The following is a 22,488-nucleotide window of genomic DNA, read 5'->3' as shown; positions in this document are numbered from 1 at the left end:
GTTTCGCGGCAATGCCGCGGCGGTTCGCGGGTCGAGCCGGTTAGCCTATGTTCAACGGTGGCCGGCCAGGGTGATCGAGACCGATTCGGCAAAGCGCAGGGCGTGGGGTTTGTCCACTTCCACTTCGGCGTAACGCACCGCCGTCTGTTGCATCACCAGGTCGAGGACTTCCTGGGTCAGGCGTTCGAGCAGGGCGAAGCGATTGCCTTCGACGTGCTGGATGACGGCCTTGGTGATGGTGCGGTAGTTCAGTGCGTGATCGATGTCGTTGTCGCGCACCGCCTCGTTGGCCGGGTAGAGGATGGTCAGGTTGATCAGCACATCCTGCTTGTTGTTGATTTCCTCTTCCTTGATCCCGATAAAGGTTCTCAGGCGCAGATCCTTGACCCGAATGCGCGCCATTCCAGGCTCCAGTCGTGGCATAGCTAGTTGCTCCGTCCAATCAGTTGCAGGAACTCGTGACGGGTATTGTATGACTCGCGGAAGGCGCCGAGCATCACCGAGGTGCTCATCACCGAGTTCTGCTTCTCGACGCCACGCATCATCATGCACATGTGCTTGGCTTCGATCACCACGGCGACGCCCGCGGCGTTGGTCACCTGCTGCACGGCCTCGGCGATCTGCCGGGTCAGGTTCTCCTGGATTTGCAGGCGTCGCGCGTACATGTCGACGATGCGCGCCACTTTCGACAGCCCCAGCACTTTGCCGGTGGGGATGTAGGCCACATGAGCCTTGCCGATAAACGGCAGCAGGTGGTGTTCGCACAGGGAATAGAGTTCGACGTCCTTGACGATGACCATTTCGTCATTGTCGGAGGCGAACAACGCACCGTTGACCACTTCTTCCAGGCTGGTCTGGTAGCCGTGACACAGGTATTGCATGGCCTTGGCCGCGCGTGCCGGGGTCTCCAGCAGGCCCTCGCGCTCGGGGTCTTCACCTATGCCGAGGAGGATGTCGCGGTAGTGATCGGGCAGTTGTCGGTTCATGGGTACAGTCCTCGAGGCGCGCCTCACTTGAGATGGCGGCCGCCGTTTACGGTAAGGGTGGTGCCGGTGACGTAGGGGTTATCCAGCAGGTAGCGCAAACTTTGGTAGATCACCTGGGGGCCGGGCTCGATAGCCAATGCCGATTTTTCCAGGGTTTTCGCCCGGTAGGCCGCGTCATCCTCGGGGTTGAACATGATCAGCGCGGGGGCGATGCCGTTGACCTTGATCCGGGGGGCGAATTTCGCGGCGAACGAGAGCGTGAGGTTGTCCAGGCCGGCTTTGCTGGCGCAGTAGGCCGGGCGTTTGGCGCTGCCTTTGCGCGCCACATCGTCACTGATATGGATGATGTCGGCGGGGGTTGAGCGCCGCAGCAGCGCCGCGCAATGCAGGTTGATCAGGTAGGGCGCCAGCATGTGTACGTTGAACAACTGCTGGAATATCGTCGCCTCGGCGCCGGGCGTTTCGTCTGGCCACTCGGATGCGTTGTGGACGATGGCGCGCAGGCTGGCGGTATGGCTCTTCAGTTCGGCGATAAAGGCGAGGATGCCCGCCTCGCTGGCAAAGTCGGCCTGCAGGGTCAGTGCGCCGCGTGCGCGCAGGTGCTTGAGGCCCTCGCGTTCGCTGCGGTAGGTGGCGATCAGCCGATGACCGTCGTCGAGCAGGCGCTCGGCACAATGGAGGCCGATGCGTTGACTGGCGCCAGTGATCAGAATCGGGGATGCGCTAGCGCTCATGATGGGCTCAGCAGATGGAGGGGTGGGCCCAGCGACGTTGCGTCGGGATAGCTGGCCAGCCAGGCGCTGGATCGACTGAAGCAGAGGGGAACTTATAGCAGTCGTTTAGTTTGTACAACCATGCGCCCGGCATGGTTACTGTCGATTCGTTCGGCTTATACCTGTTCTGTTGGGCTAAGTCGTCGGTGTGCAAAATTGCAGAATAAACAGGCGCAGTAAATTTGGCCTTATGTTGTACAGCGTTAATTGTTATGCATAGGTTTTGCGGTGGCTATGGGGCGGTGGCAAGGCTATGGCCCCGTTACGCGTTATCCGCGAACAACGTCTAGCAGGCCGTCGGAAAACGACTTGCGTTGCCGATGCGGCGTTAAAAACGGCCTGCTAGAGGGGCGCCGGCAAGCTTTGGTTAGCCTGGGGGTGGCGTGCGCGGTGCTGCTGGAAAATGAACTGCTGCAAACGCTCGTTGCCGAGTTTGTCGAGCGGTTCGAGTCGATAGGCCAGGAGCCTATTGACGGTTTTACGCACCAGGCTGCCGGCAATGGCAATCGGCTTCTGCCCGGCGAGTGGCAGGATCAGTTTGAACTGATCGGGCGCGGCGCCCGTGGCGCGGAACTCGACCAGTAGCCCGTTGAGCGACAGTTCGTGTGCCCACAGGTCGCTGGGTTTGGCGTTGTGCTGGCGCAGCGCAACGGGCGGATCCAGCGGCAGGCGCCAGGCGCGGCTGGCCGGACCCACATCGAAAATCTGCGGGGTGCCGAGCTCAAGGTGTTGCACATGATGCGCGTCTTCGATCAGGTGCGGGGTAAAGGTCAGGCGCTGATTGGCGACGTGGGCATCGATGGTCAGTTGTTCGTTGGCGGCGCAATAGGCGAGCAGCTCTCTGAGCTGGGTGCCGGCATCGACCAGCAAGTCGGGGATTGGCGCGGGCTCGCGTGTGCCCGCCGCAGACTTCTTGCTTAGATGCTGGATGAACTCCAGTTCAGCCGGTGTGAGTAATGGCCGGTCATGCATGGTCAAATTCTGCCCAGGAGGGTTGATCCGTTATGACAGCATAGTCCGCTATTGGTTTATGCCAGTGGTCGGCTTTTCAACTGTGCCGGTTCCGCTCGCAGGGGCGCCAGTTCCTTGGCCCAGTCCTGACTGTGCAGGTGTTCGGCGACATTCTTCTGGCTGCCGTGCTTGCTGTAGTCGCTCAGCTGCGCGCCTGCGTTGAACCGCGGGATGCTTTGCCGGCGGGAGCTGTCCGCGGCATTCCAAAAGATCCGGTTGTGCGGGCTACTTGCGGCATAATGCCCGCCGTTTCAGTCTGTGTTCCGCATGTTTCGGAGTTGTTTATGAAAGTCGCCATCCTTTCCGGTTCGGTCTATGGCACCGCCGAGGAAGTCGCCCGGCACACCGAGCGGCTGTTGAAAAATGCCGGCTTCGACGCCTGGCATAATCCGCGTGCCAGCCTGGCCGATGTCCAGGCGTTTGCCCCCGAGGCCTTTCTGGCAGTGACCTCGACCACCGGCATGGGCGAACTGCCGGATAACCTGCAGCCTCTGTATTTCGCCATTCGCGATCATCTGCCCGCCTGGAATGGTTTGCCCGGCGGCGTCATTGCCCTGGGCGACTCCAGTTACGGTGACACCTTCTGTGGCGGCGGCGAGCTGGTACGCGAACTGTATGCCGAACTGGGTATCCGCGAGGTGGTGGCCATGCTGCGCCTGGACAGCAGCGAAAGCGTCACCCCGGAAACCGACGCCGAGCCTTGGTTGGCCGAGTTCATGCTGGCGCTGCAAGCCTGATGCCGGCAGCGCGCCCTGACTAATCGGCGCGGCATGCACATGCCGGGCTGTCGTTGCGTGTGCAGCCGTCCTAGGCTCCGAATGGAACGCCCCCGGATCGGCCTGCGCCCTTGCTGCTGATCCACGGTGTTCCCAGCGCCAGTTGGGATTGGCACTACCTGGTCTTTCGCCAAAGCTTATAAGCAGGACGCATGCTGGGGGCCGTCGCCATCATCCTGTTGCCTTATCGAGGACTATTCAGCGGCGAGCGCCTTGATTGTGACCGGTGTGTGCCTGCTGGACACTCGGACTATTGCCATCTGCCGAGGAGCCCAACCCATGAGCGAAGCCATCCGTTTGCAAGACCAAGTCGTGATCGTCACCGGTGCCGGGGGCGGCCTGGGTCGCGCCCATGCCCTGCTGTTCGCCAAGCATGGTGCCAAGGTGGTGGTCAACGACCTCGGCGGCAGCGCCCATGGCGAGGGCGCCAACGCCTCGGCCGCGGACAAGGTGGTCGAGGCAATCCGCGCCGCTGGCGGCATCGCGGTGGCCAACCATGACTCGGTGACCGCCGGCGAGAAGATCGTCCAGCACGCCCTGGACGCCTTCGGCCGCATCGACGTGGTGGTCAACAACGCCGGGATTCTGCGCGACAAGAGCTTCCACAAGCTGGACGACGCCGACTGGGATCTGGTCTACAGGGTGCACGTCGAGGGCGCCTACAAGGTCACCCGCGCCGCCTGGCCGCATATGCGCGAGCAGAACTACGGGCGGGTGATCTTCACCGCGTCCACCTCGGGTATCTACGGCAACTTCGGCCAGGCCAACTACGGCATGGCCAAGCTCGGCCTGTACGGCCTGACCCGTACCCTGGCCATCGAAGGGCGCAAGAGCAACATCCTGGTCAACGCCATCGCCCCCACCGGCGGCACGCGCATGACCGAAGGGCTGATCCCGCCGCAGGTGTTCGCGCAGCTCAAGCCCGAGCTGGTCAGCCCGCTGGTGGTCTACCTGGCCAGCGCCGCCTGCGCAGAAACCTCCGGCCTGTTCGAGGTCGGTGGCGGTTGGATCGGCAAGACCCGTTGGGAGCGCAGCCTGGGCGCCGGTTTCGACCCGCGTGGCGGTTTCAGCGCGGAAGACGTGGCGGCCAGCTGGCAGCAGATCTGCGACTTCGACGGCGCGACGCATCCGGCGGACAATCTCGACGCGCTAAAACAAATGATGGCGCACCTGCAGCGATACGCCCTCTGATCGCGCCAGTCTGGCGGGGGATTCGGCCAGCGGGCTGATTTGCCTACCGCCGGGATATAAGGTGAAGGCCGGCGTTATGCCGGTCTTTTGCTGTGTAGGGTGCGCCGTGCGCACCGAATTTTGCGTCCTGGTGCGCGCGGCGCACCCTGCCGGGAGCCTGTCATGAGCGTTATCGTCGAGAACAACGGTTCGGTCACCACCCTGATCATCGACCGCGCGCCGGTGCGCAACGCCGTCGACCGGCCGACCGCCGAGGCGCTGGCCGATGCGTTGCGCGCGTTCGAGGCGGACGAGCAGGCGCGGGTCGCCGTGCTCACCGGCGCCGGCGGTACTTTCTGCGCCGGTGCCGATCTGGGCGCGGTGGCCGCAGGCGGCGAGCGCGCCAATCGCCTGGAGCCTGAGGGCGACGGGCCCATGGGGCCGAGTCGCATGCAGCTGAGCAAGCCGTTGATCGCCGCCATCGAAGGCCATGCGGTGGCCGGCGGCTTGGAACTGGCGCTGCTCGCCGACCTGCGGGTGATGGCCGACGATGCGATGCTCGGGGTGTTCTGCCGGCGCTTCGGCGTGCCGCTGATCGACGGTGGCAGCGTGCGCCTGCCCCGCATCATCGGCCAGGGCCGGGCGCTGGATTTGCTTCTTACCGGGCGTGCGGTGCTGGCCGAGGAGGCGTTGGCCATCGGCCTGGTCAACCGCGTGGTGCCTGCGGGTACGGCGCTGGCGGCCGCCCAGCAACTGGCGCGGGAGATCGCCGGCTTCCCGCAGCGCTGCCTGCTGGCTGACCGCGCCAGTGCCTATGCGCAGTGGGATTTATCCTTTAAGCAGGCGCTCGCCAACGAGTTTGCCGGCGGCATGCAGGTGATCGCCAGCGGCGAAACCCAGGCCGGCGCCCAGCGTTTCAAGGACGGCCAGGGGCGGCACGGTCAATTCTGACTGCAGGCTGGGCTGAAGCCCACCCTGCGTCCTGCCAGCCTTAGTCAACGCTTGCCGGGAATCCCGTACTTGCGCAGGCGCATGGCGATGGCGCTGTGCGAGGCGTGCAGGCGTGCGGCCAGTTGGCGGCTGGAGGGGTGGCTGAGGTAGAGCTTTTCCAGCAGGGCTTTTTCGAAACCGGCCACGGCCGCTTCCAGGCTGACGATCTCGCCTTCGAACAACTGGGGGGCGACGGCGGTGCTGGCGATGTCGAGGTCATCGATCTGCACCAGGTTGCTCTCGCAGATGGCGGCGGCACGGAAGATCACGTTCTGCAGCTGGCGCACGTTGCCCGGCCAGCGATTGCCGAGCAGCGCCGGGTAGGTCTCCGGGGTCAGCCGGCAGGGCAGGCGTTGAATCTGCGTGCAGGCATGCTGCATGAAGTGTCGGGCCAGCAGCAGGATGTCCTGACCACGTTCGCGCAGCGGTGGCACTTCCAGGTTGAGCACGTTGAGACGGTAGAACAGGTCTTCGCGGAAGGTGCCTTCGCTGACCATTTGTTCCAGGTCGCGGTGGGTGGCGCTGAGGATGCGCACATTGACCTTGACCTCACGCTCGCCACCGACTCGGCGGAAGGTGCCGTCATTCAAGAAGCGCAGGAGTTTGGCCTGCAGATAGGGCGACATCTCGCCGATCTCGTCGAGAAATACCGTGCCCTGGTTGGCCAGTTCCAGCAGACCCGGTTTGCCGCCGCGCTGGGCGCCGGTAAAGGCGCCGGGGGCGTAGCCGAACAGCTCGCTTTCGGCGAGGTTTTCCGGCAGCGCTGCGCAGTTCAGCGCCAGAAAGGGCGCGCTGCTGCGGGCGCTGATGGCATGGCAACCACGCGCCACCAACTCTTTGCCGGTGCCGGTTTCGCCCTGGATCAACAGCGGCGCATCCAGGCTGGCGACCCGCAGGGCGCGGGTCTTCAAGGTGCGGATCGGCAGCGATTCGCCGAGCAGCGAATCGAAGCCTTCGGCGTGGTCGTGGTGCAGCGCCGCCAGGCGTTCGCCGATCCGGCTGGGCGCGTAAAAGGTCAGCAGCGCGCCGGCGATCCGGCCGGCATCGGCGGTTTCGCTGATCGGCATGGCATCCAGCAACAGCGCCTGGCCGTTGAGGGTGATTTCACGCAGCGGCAGGCGGAATTGTTGTTCCAGCAAGGCCTTGAGCAAGGTCGGGTCGGCGAACAGCTCCGCGAGCGACAGCCCTTCCACTTCGCGTTCGCACAGGGCGATCAGTGCCGGGTTGGCCAGCAGCACGCGGCCTTCGTTATCCACCGCCAGCACCGGGTCGGTCATGGCCGCGAGCAAGGCGTCGAGCTGCAGGCGCCGACGCTGGCCGGGCAGGATGTCGACGATGGTCACCGCCTGCACGCCGCGCACCTTGAACAGCGCCTCGCGCAGCTCGTCGAGCACTTCGGCGCTCAAGGTCGGTGCGTCTATGTAGACGTTCGGCGGCACCATCTCCACTGCATCCAGGTTGAGATTGCGCCCACCGAGCAGGGCCAGGACTTCCTGGGTGATACCAACGCGGTCGATAAAGCTGACGTGGATGCGCATGCGGGCAACTGGGGCTGGATAAAGAGGGCGCCAGTATGCCCGGTCTGCGCCGCTTATTTAAACCGCTAACAGGCCGTTGAAAACGACCGGCGTTGCCAATAAGGCGTTAAACATGGGCGCAAAATACGCATTTACACCCGGTAAACGGCGCTTTTGACGCGCTTCGCCGACCCTGCGGGCCAGCCTGCGGCGGTTACTCCGCTACGCGGCGGTTTGGCCATTAGGTGCAGGCGCGGCCGACCGTCGAGGGCTATTCAGCCGCAGTTGATCCGCTCGATCGCCTCGGCCTCGTCGATTTCGATATTCAGGCGCCGCGAGTTGTAGTCCAGGGTCACCGCATCGCCGGGCGCCAGTACCCGCACACTGCGCGCGCCGGCCTGCTGGCGCGCCTGTTCAACCTGGGCCGCCGTCGCGGTTTCGCCCAGCAGGGCTTGCACCGCCTCGGCGTTGCAGTCGCCGTGGGGTGGCAAGGCTGCGGGCTCGGTGCTATCCACCGAGCTGCAGCCGGCCAGGACGGCGAGCATGGCCAGGGTGCAGGGGAGTTGTTGGCGATACATGCGGTGATCCTTTGCGCGGGCGCCAGGGGGATGGCGCGCTGAATTGATTGGCCTTGCGCCGTCGCCGCGGACGGTGTCTGTTGCGCTGCCCAGGCCGCGGCTTGGCTCATGGCTGTTTACGATAGGTCAGCAGCACGATGCCGCCGACCACGATCAAGCCACCAAGGATCTGGGTGTGGCTCAGCACCTGGCCCAGGATCAGCCAGCCCAGCAGCAGTGTGGCCACCGGCTCGACATTCATCACCGGGGCGTTGCGCAGCATGTCCAGGCGCGGCATGCAGACGAATAACAGAGTGAAGCCCGTGGCGTAAAGCAGCGCCAATACGCCCAGGGCGATCCAGCCGGTGGGGGTCGCGGGCGGCGCCATGCCGCCAGGCAGCAGATCGCCAGCGCCGAGCAGGGCCGCGCTGCTGAACACTACCATCATGGTCAGCATGCTGCGCACCGAGCCGCGCAGGCCTGACAGTTGGTGTTCGGTCACCCATAGCGCGCTGGCGAAGGCGCAGGCACCGCAAAACGCCAGGCCGATACCCAGCAGCCAGTCGGCGCCGACATGCGCGCTCGCGCCCAGGCGGGCCGGCACATCCAGGGCGAGCAACAGGCCGAGCAGGATCAAGCCCATCAGCCAGGCGGTACGCCGCGTCGGCGGTGGCCCGCCAAGGGCCCAGGTGAGCAGGCTCAGCAGGATCGGGAAGGTATTGGCCACCAGCAAAGCCAGGGCCACCGGAATGCGCGCCACGGCCGAGTACAGTGCCAGACTTTGTACGGCGATCAGCACCCCCATCAGCAGCTGCCAAGGCCAGACACCTGGCGCCAGTTGCACGCGTTGCCGCTGCCAGAGCACCAAGCCGGCGAGCATCAGCATGCTCACTCCGGAACGACAGAGAATCGCCAGCAATACGCCTGCGTCGTCATCGAAGGCGATGCGGGCGGCGATATGGTTGCCGGCAAAGGTGCAGGCGAGGGCGGCCAGAATCAATACGGCGATATGGCGGGGAAATACCCCGGGAGCAGGCATAAAACGCGGACACATCCTTGACTGACTCGGGGCGAATCCCCGGCAACGGTCAAAGAGTAACGCACCGGCGGCCTTCGATCAGCCGCGTCCTGTTAGTTTGCGGCCGCGCCGCTGCTCCTTGCGCCAGGCGCGGGGCGATGGAAGAGCTGCTAGGCTCTAGCGGGCAGTCATATTCCGGTCTGGGGGGGCCGTTTCTCACAGGAGGACAGCACATGCACAAGATGACTCTCACCCTCACCATCCCCGCGACCCTGCTGGCACTGGTCTGCAGTTTTGCCAGCCAGGCCGAGCAAGCCGACATGACCTTCTTCGTCACCAGCCAGGGCATGGGCAAGGGCGCCGACCTGGGCGGTCTGGCCGGTGCCGACGGCCACTGCCAGAGCCTGGCCGCGGCTGTCGGGGCGGGCCAGCGTACCTGGCGCGCCTACCTCAGCAACAGTGCCAGCAGCGGGGCGGAGGCGGTCAATGCCCGCGACCGTATCGGCCAGGGCCCTTGGCAAAACGCCACAGGCGTGGTCATTGCCGAGGATGTCGCGCAGTTGCACGGCGACAACCAACTGAGCAAGGACACGGCCCTTGACGAGCACGGTGCGCCGGTCAAGGGGCGTGGCGACACGCCGAACATGCACGACATACTCACCGGCTCCCAGGCCGACGGCACGGCGTTTGCCGCCGGCGAAGACCACACCTGCAGCAACTGGACCAGCGGTGCTGAAGGCGCGGCCCAGGTCGGCCACCACGACCGCATGGGGCTGCGCGACGATGCGCCGTCACGTTCGTGGAATGCCTCGCACCTCAGCCGTGGATGCAGTCAAGAAGCCCTGATCGGCACCGGAGGCGCGGGGCTGTTGTACTGCTTCGCCGTGGACTGAGCGGCCAACCCGGTAAACGGGGCAGATGGCGAGTCCGGCCGAGCAGCGCCGCCGGGCTTGCCCTGTGCGGCTCGAGGCGAAAGCGTCCTGGGCCGAAATCGCGTTGCGCCCCGCGGATAAACACTTCGCCGGCTATCCCGAGGAGTCCGCCGCCCAGTGGCATGCACGGCTGGGCTTGAACCGGCGAATTTGCGCTAATCAACTAGCCAAACAGCCCACTACGGCTCGCCTCGGGATCCGCCGATACGGCGCAGCAGGTTGAGCGTCAATCCGCAAAATGCCGCAGTCCAGGCGATGAGCCCGATATAGAGAAACACCGGCGGCAAGAATCGGAGGAAACCGATATCCATCGCTTCGATCATCTCGAAAGTGCTGGTCGCATACATGCCCAGGGGAAACACGGCGCCCCAGTACAGCGGATCGTATTGCAACGGGAAGCGCCGGTACGCGTGGCGCCACACCGCGAGAACCACCAGCATGGGAATCCACCAGGTACCCGTCGCCCAGTAAAAGACCGTGAAACCCTTGATGAAGGGGAGCAGCGAAAGCAGGAAGGGAGCGTCGGATGCATTGATGATCAGCAGCGACCCAGCCAGGGTCGAGATCGCCATTGCGCCCATGTTGATCCAGTACGGTGGCGACAAATCGCCGGGGGAAAACGGAAAGAAGGTGTAGCGGTAGAAGATCAGCGACATCATCCAGATGTACAGCATGCCGCCCCACAACCACATGGAGAGCGCGAGGAAGTTCATCTCCAGTTTCCCGGGCTGGCCGATATGGGCGGCCAGCAGCGCGCTGAGAACCGCGATCGATTGGGTTGCCACGACCGCGAGCAGCCAGGCGCCGCTGATCCCCTGATCCAGGGTCGGCTTGTGCTCCTTGATGGTGAAACCCGCAAATATCGCGTAGGTCAGTACGATCCACAGCATGATCGCCGCCGCCCATAACACGGTGCCCGCACCATGGTCGTTGGCGAGCAGGACGAACTGGCTGCCGAGGATGCTCGTCGCGGCCACGCTGGTGAAGAATCCGGGCCCGCGCAGGTGATCGAACATGTCCGCGAAGAACCGACGCGAGTGGCCAAGCATGCGCAGCACGGTCAGCAGCCACAGCACGCCGTAGATGACGATGTTGAGTCGAAACAAGGTCTGCGCCAAGCCGGGCATGGCCAGCAGGTGCGCGCTGAGCGAGACGATCCCCGTGGCCATGACCATGCCAAAGTAGGCGGGCGACAGATCGGCCAGCTCGGCGAACATACGCCGGCCCGCCGGCCCGCGCCGAGTCGACTCGTGCTGTTCGTCAGGAGGAGTGCTCATGATGCGCGGGCTGGCATCGGCTAACCGCCCGCCGCGTATGCCGAACGCATCCGCAGGCGGCATGACGCTGGCGCACGGCCGGCTCTGCGTGTAGCTGCGCTAACGAGGCGGCGCGTTGTCTGAGCGGCGGCATGGTTTCCTCGCGCCACTAAGGCGAGCTCTGCGCGGCGATACTCGGCGCGCATCGCGGCTGGATTTTTATCCGCTGTCTTCATCGCTGTCCCTTTTGTGCTGAGCCGCTAGCAGCGCGCTGATGCTCCGCTCGGTGCGCTAGCAGGCCGTTGAAAAACTACCTGCGTTGCCGATGCGTCGTTAAAAACAGGCTCAAAATGCTCATTTACAACACGTAAACTGCGCTTTCTCGCCTGTTTTTGCCTAGCCTCGGCTGCCTCGCCTACATTTTTCAACGGCCTGCTAGGCAAGTGTCCTTCCCGCCTTGGGCATGTCGAAGGTCGCCAATCGCGGCGCCTTTGTCGAATGCTCAAGCGCCATGAGCCGTTAGCGATAGGCTGTGCGCAAAGGCAGGTGCTGGTTCAAATGATAGGTTACGCGCACTCGAGTGGGAGGCGGAGTTTGCAGTGCCCGAGGCAAAACGCCCGGCCTGCTTTGCGTGCAGAAATAGCCAGCAACTGGTGTGACCGCGCTTTTGCGCGCTCTTCGATTCTGCGCCCATGCTTCCCGTCGCGAGAATGGGGCGAAGCCAGCTGTCGGCGCGGGTGAGGTCAAGGTGCGCCGAGGCTGCTCCGGGCTTCGAGGTTACGCGGCCGTTATTGCCGGCGCGGCCCAGCGTGCGGGCGGCTGGGGCGCCCGGATGCACTCCGGGCTATGTTTGCGGGCAACGCCGGTCGTTGGAAAACGACCGGCGTTGCCGATGCTGGGTTAGAAATTGGCTATGTCCCAATTATGTGTTGCATGCGCGATCTCTTGTAGGAGGGCCGCGCCTGTTCCTGACAGGCTAGCGGCATTTCCCACATCCATGTGGGTCACGCGCCCCGCGGCGAATGCAGCCCGCAGGGCTGCCTGCCCATCGTTATCGCGGTATAGCCAAAGCTCGCCCCGAGGTCGGGCCTCCTACGGATCGCAGGCAGTTCGCGCCTGGTGATACAACACCTAACGGGTACAGAGCCTAAAAATTTGGCCTGTTAGCCGCGGTAGTAGCGCTGCGGCACGAACGGGGTCTTGGCCACTTTCATCGCCACGCGCTTGCCGCGCACCATGGCCCACACAGGGGTGTCCACGGCCATGTGGCTGCTCTGCACGTAACCCATGGCCACCGGGGCGCCCAGGGTTGGGCCGAAGCCGCCGCTGCAGACCGAGCCGATGAGGTTGCCATCGGCATCGACGATTTCCGCGCCTTCACGCACCGGTACGCGCTCCTGCGGCAACAGGCCGACGCGTTTGCTGGCCACGCCTTGCTGCTGCTGGGCGAAGATCCGCTCGGCGCCGGGGAAGCCGCCGGCACGCGCGCCATCGGCGCGGCGGGCCTTGGAGATGGCCCACAGCAGGCTGGCTTCGATCGGCGTGGTGCTGGTGCTCATGTCGTGGCCGTACAGGCACAGGCCGGCTTCCAGGCGCAGCGAGTCGCGCGCGCCGAGGCCGATGGCCGCGACTTCCGGCTCGGCCAGCAGGCTGCGTGCCAGCGCTTCGGCGTGGGCGGCCGGCACCGAGATTTCATAGCCGTCTTCGCCGCTGTAGCCGGAGCGGCTGACGTAGCAGTCGACGCCGAGCAGGCGCACCGGGGCGAACTGCATAAAGGTCATCTTCGCCACTTCCGGGGCCAGGCGGGCCAGTACATCCACCGCCTTCGGGCCTTGCAGGGCGAGCAGGGCGCGGTCGAAGCAGGCTTCGATCTGGCACTGGCTGGCGATCTGCAGTTGCAGGTGCATCAGGTCCTGGTGCTTGCAGGCGGCGTTGACCACCAGGAACAGGGTGTCGTCGCCCAGGTTGGCGACCATCAGGTCGTCGAGAATGCCGCCCTGGTCGTCGGTGAACATGGCGTAGCGCTGCATGCCCACGGGCAGGTCGACGATGTCCACCGGCACCAGGCTTTCCAGGGCTTTGGCCGCATTCGGGCCGCGCAGGATGATCTGGCCCATGTGCGAGACGTCGAACAGGCCGGCCGCCTCGCGGCAGTGCAGGTGTTCTTTCATCACGCCGAGCGGGTATTGCACCGGCATGTCGTAGCCGGCAAAGGGCACCATGCGCGCGCCAAGTTCCAGGTGCAGGGCGTGTAGTGGCGTTTTTGCCAGGGTTTCGGTAGTCATGCGGTTCTCCAAGTCTAAAAATAGCTGCGATCTGTAGGAGCGGGCCATGCCCGCGATGCTTTGTGTGAAGGCTTTTCGCGGGCATGGCCCGCTCCTACGGGATTGATGAGGGGCATCAGCACTCGATGATGTTGACCGCCAGGCCGCCGCGGGCGGTTTCCTTGTATTTGCTCTTCATGTCGGCGCCGGTCTGGCGCATGGTGCGGATCACCTTGTCGAGCGAGACGAAGTGCTGGCCGTCGCCGCGCAGGGCCATGCGCGCGGCGTTGATCGCCTTCACCGAGCCCATGGCATTGCGCTCGATGCAGGGCACCTGAACCAGGCCGCCGATCGGGTCGCAGGTCAGGCCGAGGTTGTGCTCCATGCCGATCTCGGCGGCGTTCTCCACCTGGTTGACGCTGCCGCCGAGCACTTCGCAGAGGGCGCCGGCGGCCATCGAACAGGCCACGCCGACTTCGCCCTGGCAGCCGACTTCGGCGCCGGAGATCGAGGCGTTCTCCTTGTACAGGATGCCGATGGCGGCGGCGGTGAGCAGGAAGCGCACCACGCCGTCTTCGTTGGCGCCGGGGATGAAGCGCATGTAGTAATGCAGCACCGCCGGCACTATGCCGGCCGCGCCGTTGGTCGGGGCGGTCACCACGCGGCCGCCGCTGGCGTTCTCCTCGTTGACCGCCAGGGCGTAGAGGTTGACCCAGTCGAGCACGCTGAGCGAGTCGCGCAGGGCCGCTTCCGGGTGCTGGCACAGCTGGCGGTGCAGGGCGGCGGCGCGGCGCTTGACCTTGAGCCCGCCGGGCATGATGCCCTCATGGCGGCAGCCGGCTTCGACGCAGTCCTGCATCACCTGCCAGATCTTCAGCAGGCCGGCGCGGGTCTCGGCCTCCGGGCGCCAGGCGGCTTCGTTGGCCAGCATCAGTTGGCTGATCGACAGCTGCTGCTCGGCGCAGTGGCCCAGCAGTTGTTTGCCGGTGGTGAAGGGGTAGGCCAGCGGGGTGCGATCCTCGACGATGCGGTCGGCACCGGCCGCTTCCTCGTCGACCACGAAACCGCCGCCCACCGAGTAGTATTCGCGCGCACGGATCTGCAGGCCGGAGGTGTCGAAGGCGCGGAAGATCATGCCGTTGGGGTGGTAGGGCAGGGGTTTCCTGATCATCGCCAGGTGTTCTTTCTCGACGAAGCGGATGGCTTTCTCGCCGAGCAGTTTCAGTTCGCCGGCGGCGCGCAGGGCGGCCAGGCGCGGTTCTATGGTGCTGGTGTCGATGCTGTCCGGCAACTCGCCTTGCAGGCCGAGCAGCACGGCTTTATCGCTGCCGTGGCCCTTGCCGGTGGCGCCGAGTGAGCCGTACAGCTCGACCTTGACGCAGTCGGTGCCGTCGAGCAGGTCGTCGCGGCGCAGGCCTTCGGCGAAGCGTGCGGCGGCGAGCATCGGCCCGACCGTGTGCGAACTGGAGGGGCCGATGCCGATTTTGAATAGATCGAAAACGCTGAGTGACATGCTGAGCTCCTGCTTCTTGTGCTGCTGACGCACTCCTCGGGAGGAGCACGCCAGACTAAGAAGCGACCTTATCTATTCAGCGTAGACCGGGAAGGTGGCGCACAGGTCGGCGACCTGACCACGAACCCGTTCGATCACGCTGGGGTTGTCCAACTCGGCGAGGATGTCGCAGATCCAGCCGGCCAGTGCGCGGCACTCGCCTTCCTTGAAGCCGCGGGTGGTGACCGCCGGGGTGCCGATGCGCAGGCCCGAGGTGACGAACGGCGACTGCGGGTCGTTCGGCACGGCGTTCTTGTTCACCGTGATATGCGCGGCGCCCAGCGCCGCGTCGGCGGCCTTGCCGGTCAGGCCCTGCTTGATCAGGCTGAGCAGGAACAGGTGGTTGTCGGTGCCGCCGGAGACCACGTCGTAGCCGCGGCCGATAAACACTGCCGCCATGGCCTGGGCGTTGTTGATCACCTGCTGTTGGTAGTCCTTGAAGCTCGGCTCCAGGGCTTCCTTGAAGCACACCGCCTTGGCCGCGATCACGTGCATCAGCGGGCCGCCCTGGGCGCCGGGGAACACCGCGGCGCCCAGCTTCTTCTCGATCTCGGGATTGCTCTTGGCCAGGATCAGGCCGCCACGCGGGCCGCGCAGGGTCTTGTGGGTGGTGGTGGTGACCACGTCGGCGTAGGGCAGCGGGTTGGGGTACAGGCCGGCGGCGACCAGACCGGCGACGTGGGCCATGTCGACGAACAGCAGCGCCCCGACCTTGTCGGCGATGGCGCGAAAGCGCGCAAAATCCAGGGTCTTGGAGTAGGCGCTGAAGCCGGCGACTATCATCTTCGGCTGATGCTCGACGGCCAGGCGCTCGACCTCGTCGTAATCGATCAGGCCATCGCCGTCGATGCCATATTGCACGGCGTTGTACAGCTTGCCGGAGGAGCTGACCTTGGCGCCGTGGGTCAGGTGGCCGCCGTGGGCCAGGCTCATGCCGAGGATGCAGTCGCCAGCGTTGAGCAGGGCCAGGTAGACGGCGCTGTTGGCCGAGGAGCCGGAGTGCGGCTGGACGTTGGCGTAGTCGGCGCCGAACAGCGCCTTGGCGCGGTCGATGGCCAGCTGCTCGACCACGTCGACGTGTTCGCAGCCGCCGTAGTAGCGCTTGCCCGGGTAGCCTTCGGCGTACTTGTTGGTCAGGCCGGTGCCCTGGGCCTGCATCACCGCCGGGCTGGTGTAGTTTTCCGAGGCGATCAGCTCGATATGGTCTTCCTGGCGGTGCTCTTCCGCGGCGATGGCTGCGGCCAGGGCCGGGTCGTAGGTGTTCAGGGTCAGGCTTTTATGGAACATCGGGAGCAGTCCTGTACTAAGGGCGCGGCCGCCTTGCGGTCGCGCCGAGAGGGGCGTGGTTTAGCGTTGTGCCGGTGCGTTGCCGGTCACACGGCCGTCGCGGGCGAAATATTCCTTGGTCAGCTTGACCACCACCGGGCTGAGCAGCAGCAGCGACAGCAGGTTGGGCAGCGCCATCAGGCCGTTGAGGGTGTCGGCGACCAGCCAGGCGAAGTCCAACTGGGCAACGGCGCCGAAGGGCACGGCCAGCACCCAGACGATGCGGAACGGCAGGATCGACTTGGTGCCGACCAGATACTCCCAGCACTTCTCGCCGTAGTAGCTCCAGCCGAGGATGGTGGTGAAGGCGAAGACCACCAGGGCGATGCTGAGAATGGCACCGCCGAAGCCGGGCATCGCCGACTCGAAGGCCGCCGCCGACAGGCCGGCACCGCTGGCGCCGCTGGTCCACACGCCCGAGGCGATGATCGCCAGACCGGTCAGGGTGCAGATGATCAGGGTGTCGATAAAGGTGCCGAGCATGCCGATCAACCCCGAGCGCACCGAGCTGTGGGTGGTGCCGGCCGCCTGGGCGATACCGGCGGTGCCCAGACCGGCTTCGTTGGAGAAGATGCCGCGGGCCACGCCGAAGCGGATCGCCGCCATCACCGCCGCGCCGGCGAAACCGCCGGTGGCGGCAGTCGGGGTGAAGGCATGGCTGAAGATCAGGCCGAAGGCGCCCGGGATGGCGTCGACATTGACGATCAGCACCACTATGGCGGCGACCACATAGGTCACGCACATGGCCGGCACCAGGGTGGCGGCGACCGCGCCGATACGCTTGATGCCGCCGAGGATCACCAGGCCGACGAAGACCATGGCGACCACGCCGGTGACCCAGGCCGGTATGCCGAAGGTGTCCGTCAGGGCATGGGCCATGCTGTTGACCTGCACCATGTTGCCGATGCCGAAACCGGCCAGACCGCCGAAGATGGCGAAGGCGGTGCCGAGCCACAGCCACTTCTTGCCCAGGCCGTTCTTGATCGCGTACATCGGCCCGCCGACGTGCTCGCCGCGCTCGTCTTTCTCGCGGTAATGCACCGCCAGCACCACTTCAGCGTACTTGGTGGCCATGCCGACCAGGGCGGTGCACCACATCCAGAACAGCGCGCCGGGGCCGCCGAGGAAGATCGCGGTGGCCACGCCGGCGATGTTGCCGGTACCGACGGTGGCGGCCAGGCAGGTCATCAATGCCTGGAACGGGCTGATCTCGCCGCTGGCTTCGTCGTCTTTCTTGCGCCCTTGCCACAGCAGGGCAAAGCCCGCGCCGATCTTGCTCAGGGGCATGAATTTCAGGCGCAGCATGAGGAACAGACCGGTGCCGAGGATCGCCACCAGCATCGGTGGGCCCCAGACCAGGCCGTTGATTTGATTGGTCAGGTTATTGATGAATTCCATGGAGAGCACCTCTTTCTTGTTTTAAGTGCACGGGGATGGCCCGTGCCGGATAAGGGCTGGTGCGCGGTTTTGCCGCGATGGGATTGCTGGCTCGTGAGTGGTTAGCGCGTGGGCGCCATGAGTTGTTACAGGGAGGCGGCAGGCACCCTGGGTTTGCCGACACAAGAAACATGCCGCCCCCCTGCAAGCGCTGTTGCGGTCGCCGATAAAGCTCGGCGACCTTGATCCCGTAGCCCGGAGGTAATCCGGGCTACGGGTGGGGCCGTTAGGCCTCCTGGTAGGCTTCGATGGACGGGCAGGCGCAGACCAGGTTGCGGTCGCCGAACACGTTGTCGACCCGACCCACCGGCGGCCAGTACTTGGCTTCGACCAGCGAGGCCAGCGGGTACACCGCCTGTTCGCGGCTGTAGCTGTGCGGCCAGTCGCCGGCCAGTTCGGCCGCGGTGTGCGGTGCGTTCTTCAGCGGGCTGCTGTCGGCCGTCACGTCGCCACGTTCCACCGCGCGGATTTCCTCGCGGATGGCGATCATGGCGTCGCAGAAGCGATCCAGCTCTTCCTTGGACTCGCTCTCGGTCGGCTCGATCATCAGGGTGCCGGCCACCGGGAAGGACATGGTCGGGGCGTGGAAGCCGAAGTCGATCAGGCGCTTGGCCACGTCGTCGACGCTGATGCCGCTGATGTCCTTGAGCGGGCGCAAATCCAGGATGCACTCATGGGCCACCAGGCTGTTGCTGCCGGTGTAGAGCACCGGGTAGTGCTCTTCCAGACGGCGGGCGATGTAGTTGGCGTTGAGAATCGCCAGCTGCGAGGCGCGCTTGAGGCCTGCGCCACCCATCATGCTGATGTACATCCAGGTGATCGGCAGGATGCTGGCGCTGCCGAAGGGTGCGGCGCTGACTGCCCCTTCCTTGCGGGCCATGTTGGCGTGGCCGGGCAGGAAGGGGATCAGGTGCGCCTTGACGCCGATCGGGCCGACGCCCGGGCCGCCGCCGCCGTGGGGGATGCAGAAGGTCTTGTGCAGGTTCAGGTGCGAGACGTCGCCGCCGAACTGGCCCGGGGCGCAGAGGCCGACCATGGCGTTCATGTTGGCGCCGTCGATGTACACCTGGCCGCCGTTGTCGTGGACGATCTGGGCGATCTCGCGGATGCCTTCCTCGAACACGCCGTGGGTCGACGGATAGGTGATCATCAGCGCGGCCAGACGCTCCTTGTGCTCGATGGCCTTGGCCCGCAGGTCTTCGATGTCGACGTTGCCCAGGCTGTCGCAGGCGGTGACCACCACGCGCATGCCGGCCATGCTGGCGGTCGCCGGGTTGGTGCCGTGGGCCGATTGCGGGATCAGGCAGATGTCGCGCTGCTCGTCGCCGCGGCTGCGGTGGTAGGCGCGAATCGCCAGCAGGCCGGCGTACTCGCCCTGGGAGCCGGCGTTCGGCTGCAGGGACACGCCGTCGTAGCCGGTGGCGGCGCAGAGCATGGCCTCCAGTTCGCTGGTCAGCTGCTGGTAGCCCTGGCTCTGCTCGCTCGGGGCGAAGGGGTGCAGGTTGCCGAACTCGGCCCAGGTCACCGGGATCATCTCGCTGGCGGCGTTGAGCTTCATGGTGCAGGAGCCCAGCGGAATCATGCTGCGATCCAGTGCCAGGTCCTTGTCGGCCAGCTTGCGCAGGTAGCGCATCAGCTCGGTTTCCGAGTGATAGCGGTTGAATACCGGGTGGGCGAGGATCGCCGACTGGCGCAGCAGGTCTTGCGGCAGACGCGCGGCGACGCTGCTCGCCAGTTCGGCGAAGGCCGGCAGCGCCTGGCCGTCGGCGAATACCGCCCAGAGCGCTTCGACGGCGGCCGGGGTGGTGGTTTCGTCCAGCGACAGGCCGAGGCGCTCGCCATCGATCTCACGCAGGTTGATGCCCATGGCGCGAGCCTGATGGTGCAGTTGCGCGGTGCGCGTGCCGGTGGCCAGGGTCAGGGTGTCGAAGAAGCTGGTCTGCTCGACGCTGTAACCCAGCTGGGTCAGACCCTGGGCGAGGATCGCGGTCAGCTGGTGCACGCGCTTGGCGATGCGGGTCAGGCCCTGGGGGCCGTGGTACACGGCGTACATGCTGGCGATGTTGGCCAGCAGCACCTGGGCGGTGCAGATGTTGCTGGTGGCCTTCTCGCGGCGGATATGCTGCTCGCGGGTCTGCATGGCCAGGCGCAGGGCCGGCTTGCCGAAGCGGTCGACCGAAACCCCGACCAGGCGCCCCGGCATGTCGCGCTTGAAGCTTTCGCGGGTGGCGAAATAGGCCGCGTGCGGGCCGCCGAAACCGAGCGGCACGCCGAAGCGCTGGGCGCTGCCCAGGGCCACGTCGGCGCCGAACTCGCCGGGCGGGGTCAGCAGGGTCAAGGCCAGCAGGTCGGCGGAGACCGCGACCAGGGCATTGGCGGCGTGGAAACGCTCGACCAGTTCGCGGTAGTCGAAGATGTCGCCGTTGCTCGCCGGGTACTGCAGCAGGGCGCCGAAGTAGGCGCCGGCGTCAGCGAGGGCGTGTTCGTCGCCGACCACTACCTCGATGCCCAGGGGCTCGGCGCGGGTGCGCAGCACGTCGAGGGTCTGCGGGTGGCAGTGCTGCGAGGCGAAGAAGGCATTGCTGGCCTTGTTCTTCGACAGACGCTTGCAGAAGGTCATGGCCTCGGCGGCGGCGGTGGCTTCGTCGAGCAGCGAGGCGTTGGCGATCGGCAGGCCGGACAGGTCGCTGATCAGGGTCTGGAAGTTCAGCAGCGCTTCCAGGCGGCCCTGGGAGATTTCCGGCTGGTAGGGGGTGTAGGCGGTGTACCAGGCCGGGTTTTCCAGCAGGTTGCGCAGGATCGGCGCCGGCGTGTGGGTGCCGTGGTAGCCCTGGCCGATGTAAGTGGTGAATTGCTGGTTCTGGCCGGCGATGGCCTTGATCTTGGCCAGGGCGTCGGCCTCGCTCAAGCCATCGCTCAGCTCCAGCACGCTGCTGCCCTTGATGCTGTCGGGGATCACGCTGGCGATCAGCGCGTCCAGCGACTCAAAGCCGAGCACCTCGAGCATGGCGGCGACGTCGGCGTCCCGCGGGCCGATGTGGCGAGCGATGAATTCGTTGGCGGTACTCAGGTCGATTGCGTCAGTCATGCCGGCCACCTCAGGCGTCGTCATTGGCTTTGAGCAGGCGGTCGTAGCCGGCCTGATCGAGCAACTCGGCAACGGCGCCGGCATTGGCCGGGCGGAAGCGGAAGAACCAGCCCTGGCCCAGCGGGTCTTCGTTGACCAGCTCCGGGCTGGCTTCCAGCGCGGCGTTCACTTCGACGATTTCGCCGTCCAGGGGCATGGCGATGTTGCTGGCGGCTTTGACCGACTCCAGCACGGCGACTTCGGCGCCTGCGGCGAAGGACTGCGCGTCCGGCAACTGCACGAACACCACGTCACCCAGTGCTTCTTGGGCGTAAGCGGTGATGCCAACGGTAACCAGGCCATCGGCGTCTTGACGCAGCCATTCGTGATCGACAGTAAAACGCAACTCGCTCATGTGGATTCCTCAAGTGGTCAGACTCGCCCGATTCTTGTTTGGGCGATGATCAAGGTGCTCGTGCCGGGCAGCGAGCGCTCTGGGGAGAGAGCATAGCAAGTGCGATGCCATTGTTATTTTTATCAATAAAATCAATTGCTTACGATTTGTGCCGGGAAGTTGTCGCGAATCCGTGTGTAGCGTATTCGATACGCTCGTGCCGGGAGGGGGCGAAAAGGGGGAGGCAAAGCCTTTGATGTCGCGGGTTGGCAGGTTTATGTCGCTGCCGTGTGTGTTTCGTTACGCCGTATTGAATGCGATACGGTCGATTCTTCGGCTATGCCCCGAGATCGGTCGGCTGGGCCGGACGTTCGCTATCGGCAGCTCAGCCGGCGCAAGATCGCCGGCTGTGGCGCGGCATGAGCCCGCGTCGCGGCGCATCCGTCAAGGCGGCTGCGGTCTTGCTCCTCAGCGCATCAGCCCTGGCATGCAGTCCGCCAGCCTGCCCGCGTGGCGCAACGCTGGCGGGTTGTCGCTGCGCTCCGAAACCGCCCCAAGCGCCGAACGGATCGCCGCCCGGGCGCATCAATGCAGGGCCGGCGGCGTCGCGAGCTGGCGCAGGCGCTCGGCGAGCAGCATGCGTTGCGCCGGGTCGTCGCAGAGCAGCAGGGCATGCTGCACATCGAAACGCTCGGCCTGGGGGCACTCCAGGCGCTGGTACAGCTCGGCGCGAGTCAGGTGGTCGGCCACCGTGGGCGCGCCCAGCAGCAACACGCGTTCGGCATCCTTCAAGGCCGCCAGATAATCCTTTTCCCGCAGGTGCAGCTGATGCAGGTTGCGCGATAGCCGTTGCAGCATGCTGCGTTCATCGCAGGCCCGCATATGACTGGCGCTGAGTTCGGCCTGGCTGCCCTGGTGGCGGATCAGCAGCTCGCGACAGTCGCGGGTATACAGGCGCCGGCCGCCGCACGGGTCGAGCAGGTGGTCGGCGCCTGCTACCCGGAGCAGGAAATGCCCGGGGAAATTGACCCCTTGCAAGGGGATGTTCAGGCGCCGCGCCAGCTCCAGGGCAATTAATGCCAGCGTCAGCGGTTGTCCGCGGCGGCGCTGGACAACCTTGTGCAGCAAGGCGATCTGCGGGCGTGGCGGGCTGTCGTCTTCGCGAAAGTCCAGTTCACTCAGGCGCCGCAGCAGCGGTTGCGCCAGTTCCTGGGGCGGTAAGGCGGGCAGATCGAGGCTGATCTGCAGCTGCAACCCGTTGAGTTCACGCAGCACCTCGGCCGGTTGCAGAGTCGGGTCGTGTTCGGCGGCAATCCACAGCGCCGCCTCGAAGAGGGCGGGCGGCTCTCGCTCAAGGCAGGCAAAGCAGGACTGGCGTGGGTTCATGGTCACCTCCGCAGGTTACTCGTTTGTAACCGCCTTGCCGGACGGCGTCCAGTGTTGCGCTGGCAACTGTTGCTGA

At 65.4% G+C, this 22,488-nt stretch carries 19 protein-coding genes; 4 read left to right on the top strand and 15 right to left on the bottom strand.

The annotated features are described in order from the left end of the window. Positions 1 to 51 precede the first annotated feature (51 nt). From folX to P8H27_RS00450, 4 genes are all read right to left on the bottom strand, one after another. Entirely contained in the window at positions 52 to 423 is a 372-nt protein-coding gene (gene folX, locus P8H27_RS00465; RefSeq protein ID WP_289634655.1) for a dihydroneopterin triphosphate 2'-epimerase, read from the bottom strand. 2 nt (positions 424 to 425) lie between these two features. Continuing rightward, entirely contained in the window at positions 426 to 986 is a 561-nt protein-coding gene (gene folE / locus P8H27_RS00460; RefSeq protein ID WP_289634654.1) for a GTP cyclohydrolase I FolE, read from the bottom strand. 23 nt (positions 987 to 1,009) lie between these two features. Next, entirely contained in the window at positions 1,010 to 1,720 is a 711-nt protein-coding gene (folM, locus tag P8H27_RS00455) for a dihydromonapterin reductase (RefSeq protein ID WP_289634653.1), read from the bottom strand. 381 nt (positions 1,721 to 2,101) lie between these two features. After that, entirely contained in the window at positions 2,102 to 2,731 is a 630-nt protein-coding gene (locus tag P8H27_RS00450; RefSeq protein ID WP_289634652.1) for a hypothetical protein, read from the bottom strand. A gap of 323 nt (positions 2,732 to 3,054) precedes the next feature. Between P8H27_RS00450 and P8H27_RS00445 the strand changes: the two genes are divergently transcribed. The 3 genes from P8H27_RS00445 to P8H27_RS00435 all read left to right on the top strand — a co-directional run bounded on the left by P8H27_RS00445 (position 3,055) and on the right by P8H27_RS00435 (position 5,667). Further along, entirely contained in the window at positions 3,055 to 3,507 is a 453-nt protein-coding gene (locus tag P8H27_RS00445; protein ID WP_289634651.1) for a flavodoxin, read from the top strand. A gap of 318 nt (positions 3,508 to 3,825) precedes the next feature. Beyond that, positions 3,826 to 4,737, top strand: a complete 912-nt coding sequence (locus P8H27_RS00440) for an SDR family oxidoreductase (RefSeq protein WP_289634650.1) — start codon at positions 3,826 to 3,828, stop codon at positions 4,735 to 4,737. 162 nt (positions 4,738 to 4,899) lie between these two features. After that, on the top strand, positions 4,900 to 5,667 hold the full coding sequence (locus tag P8H27_RS00435) for a crotonase/enoyl-CoA hydratase family protein (protein ID WP_289634649.1): 768 nt from the start codon (positions 4,900 to 4,902) through the stop codon (positions 5,665 to 5,667). Positions 5,668 to 5,711: 44 nt separating this feature from the next. On the opposite strand, the gene P8H27_RS00430 is transcribed toward P8H27_RS00435, so the two are convergent. From P8H27_RS00430 to P8H27_RS00420, 3 genes are all read right to left on the bottom strand, one after another. Further along, complete coding sequence (locus P8H27_RS00430; RefSeq protein ID WP_289634648.1) at positions 5,712 to 7,244, bottom strand: sigma-54-dependent transcriptional regulator; 1,533 nt, start codon at positions 7,242 to 7,244, stop codon at positions 5,712 to 5,714. A gap of 254 nt (positions 7,245 to 7,498) precedes the next feature. Continuing rightward, positions 7,499 to 7,801 carry an I78 family peptidase inhibitor gene (locus tag P8H27_RS00425; RefSeq protein ID WP_289634647.1) on the bottom strand — a complete coding sequence of 101 codons (303 nt, stop codon included), beginning with the start codon at positions 7,799 to 7,801 and terminating at the stop codon, positions 7,499 to 7,501. A gap of 106 nt (positions 7,802 to 7,907) precedes the next feature. Further along, positions 7,908 to 8,819 (bottom strand): DMT family transporter, encoded by a 912-nt coding sequence (locus P8H27_RS00420; protein WP_289634646.1) that lies wholly within the window; start codon positions 8,817 to 8,819, stop codon positions 7,908 to 7,910. A 212-nt stretch (positions 8,820 to 9,031) separates the two neighbouring features. Between P8H27_RS00420 and P8H27_RS00415 the strand changes: the two genes are divergently transcribed. Continuing rightward, positions 9,032 to 9,691: a hypothetical protein gene (locus P8H27_RS00415; protein WP_289634645.1), complete on the top strand. Its 660-nt coding sequence runs from the start codon at positions 9,032 to 9,034 to the stop codon at positions 9,689 to 9,691. Positions 9,692 to 9,909: 218 nt separating this feature from the next. Here the strand turns inward: P8H27_RS00415 and P8H27_RS00410 are convergent, their stop codons facing one another. From P8H27_RS00410 to P8H27_RS00375, 8 genes are all read right to left on the bottom strand, one after another. Next, a complete protein-coding gene (locus tag P8H27_RS00410; RefSeq protein ID WP_289634644.1) occupies positions 9,910 to 10,947 on the bottom strand; it encodes a tellurite resistance/C4-dicarboxylate transporter family protein in 1,038 nt (345 codons plus the stop codon). Between the two features lie 1,202 nt (positions 10,948 to 12,149). Next, positions 12,150 to 13,271, bottom strand: coding sequence for a glycine cleavage system aminomethyltransferase GcvT (gene gcvT, locus P8H27_RS00405; protein ID WP_289634643.1), 1,122 nt, complete (start codon positions 13,269 to 13,271; stop codon positions 12,150 to 12,152). A 115-nt stretch (positions 13,272 to 13,386) separates the two neighbouring features. After that, on the bottom strand, positions 13,387 to 14,763 hold the full coding sequence (locus tag P8H27_RS00400) for an L-serine ammonia-lyase (RefSeq protein WP_289634642.1): 1,377 nt from the start codon (positions 14,761 to 14,763) through the stop codon (positions 13,387 to 13,389). 72 nt (positions 14,764 to 14,835) lie between these two features. Beyond that, the gene (glyA, locus tag P8H27_RS00395) at positions 14,836 to 16,089 is read right to left on the bottom strand and encodes a serine hydroxymethyltransferase (RefSeq protein ID WP_289634641.1); all 1,254 of its coding nucleotides are present in this window, start codon (positions 16,087 to 16,089) and stop codon (positions 14,836 to 14,838) included. Between the two features lie 60 nt (positions 16,090 to 16,149). Then, entirely contained in the window at positions 16,150 to 17,526 is a 1,377-nt protein-coding gene (locus P8H27_RS00390; protein WP_289634640.1) for a sodium:alanine symporter family protein, read from the bottom strand. A gap of 265 nt (positions 17,527 to 17,791) precedes the next feature. Further along, complete coding sequence (gene gcvP, locus P8H27_RS00385; protein ID WP_289634639.1) at positions 17,792 to 20,653, bottom strand: aminomethyl-transferring glycine dehydrogenase; 2,862 nt, start codon at positions 20,651 to 20,653, stop codon at positions 17,792 to 17,794. A 10-nt stretch (positions 20,654 to 20,663) separates the two neighbouring features. Next, positions 20,664 to 21,047, bottom strand: a complete 384-nt coding sequence (gcvH, locus tag P8H27_RS00380; protein WP_289634638.1) for a glycine cleavage system protein GcvH — start codon at positions 21,045 to 21,047, stop codon at positions 20,664 to 20,666. A 564-nt stretch (positions 21,048 to 21,611) separates the two neighbouring features. Continuing rightward, entirely contained in the window at positions 21,612 to 22,412 is an 801-nt protein-coding gene (locus P8H27_RS00375) for a SirB1 family protein (RefSeq protein ID WP_289634637.1), read from the bottom strand. Between the last annotated feature and the right edge of the window lie 76 nt (positions 22,413 to 22,488).

This window comes from Pseudomonas sp. sp1636 (assembly GCF_030376615.1).
Taxonomy (GTDB): domain Bacteria; phylum Pseudomonadota; class Gammaproteobacteria; order Pseudomonadales; family Pseudomonadaceae; genus Aquipseudomonas.
This window is presented reverse-complemented; position numbering and strand designations above follow the sequence as displayed.

Coding starts and splice junctions, on each gene's coding strand:
- folX (WP_289634655.1), bottom strand. CDS start 423: ATGCCACGACTGGAGCCTGGAATGGCGCGCATTCGGGTCAAGGATCTG.
- folE (WP_289634654.1), bottom strand. CDS start 986: ATGAACCGACAACTGCCCGATCACTACCGCGACATCCTCCTCGGCATA.
- folM (WP_289634653.1), bottom strand. CDS start 1,720: ATGAGCGCTAGCGCATCCCCGATTCTGATCACTGGCGCCAGTCAACGC.
- P8H27_RS00450 (WP_289634652.1), bottom strand. CDS start 2,731: ATGCATGACCGGCCATTACTCACACCGGCTGAACTGGAGTTCATCCAG.
- P8H27_RS00445 (WP_289634651.1), top strand. CDS start 3,055: ATGAAAGTCGCCATCCTTTCCGGTTCGGTCTATGGCACCGCCGAGGAA.
- P8H27_RS00440 (WP_289634650.1), top strand. CDS start 3,826: ATGAGCGAAGCCATCCGTTTGCAAGACCAAGTCGTGATCGTCACCGGT.
- P8H27_RS00435 (WP_289634649.1), top strand. CDS start 4,900: ATGAGCGTTATCGTCGAGAACAACGGTTCGGTCACCACCCTGATCATC.
- P8H27_RS00430 (WP_289634648.1), bottom strand. CDS start 7,244: ATGCGCATCCACGTCAGCTTTATCGACCGCGTTGGTATCACCCAGGAA.
- P8H27_RS00425 (WP_289634647.1), bottom strand. CDS start 7,801: ATGTATCGCCAACAACTCCCCTGCACCCTGGCCATGCTCGCCGTCCTG.
- P8H27_RS00420 (WP_289634646.1), bottom strand. CDS start 8,819: ATGCCTGCTCCCGGGGTATTTCCCCGCCATATCGCCGTATTGATTCTG.
- P8H27_RS00415 (WP_289634645.1), top strand. CDS start 9,032: ATGCACAAGATGACTCTCACCCTCACCATCCCCGCGACCCTGCTGGCA.
- P8H27_RS00410 (WP_289634644.1), bottom strand. CDS start 10,947: ATGTTCGCCGAGCTGGCCGATCTGTCGCCCGCCTACTTTGGCATGGTC.
- gcvT (WP_289634643.1), bottom strand. CDS start 13,271: ATGACTACCGAAACCCTGGCAAAAACGCCACTACACGCCCTGCACCTG.
- P8H27_RS00400 (WP_289634642.1), bottom strand. CDS start 14,763: ATGTCACTCAGCGTTTTCGATCTATTCAAAATCGGCATCGGCCCCTCC.
- glyA (WP_289634641.1), bottom strand. CDS start 16,089: ATGTTCCATAAAAGCCTGACCCTGAACACCTACGACCCGGCCCTGGCC.
- P8H27_RS00390 (WP_289634640.1), bottom strand. CDS start 17,526: ATGGAATTCATCAATAACCTGACCAATCAAATCAACGGCCTGGTCTGG.
- gcvP (WP_289634639.1), bottom strand. CDS start 20,653: ATGACTGACGCAATCGACCTGAGTACCGCCAACGAATTCATCGCTCGC.
- gcvH (WP_289634638.1), bottom strand. CDS start 21,047: ATGAGCGAGTTGCGTTTTACTGTCGATCACGAATGGCTGCGTCAAGAC.
- P8H27_RS00375 (WP_289634637.1), bottom strand. CDS start 22,412: ATGAACCCACGCCAGTCCTGCTTTGCCTGCCTTGAGCGAGAGCCGCCC.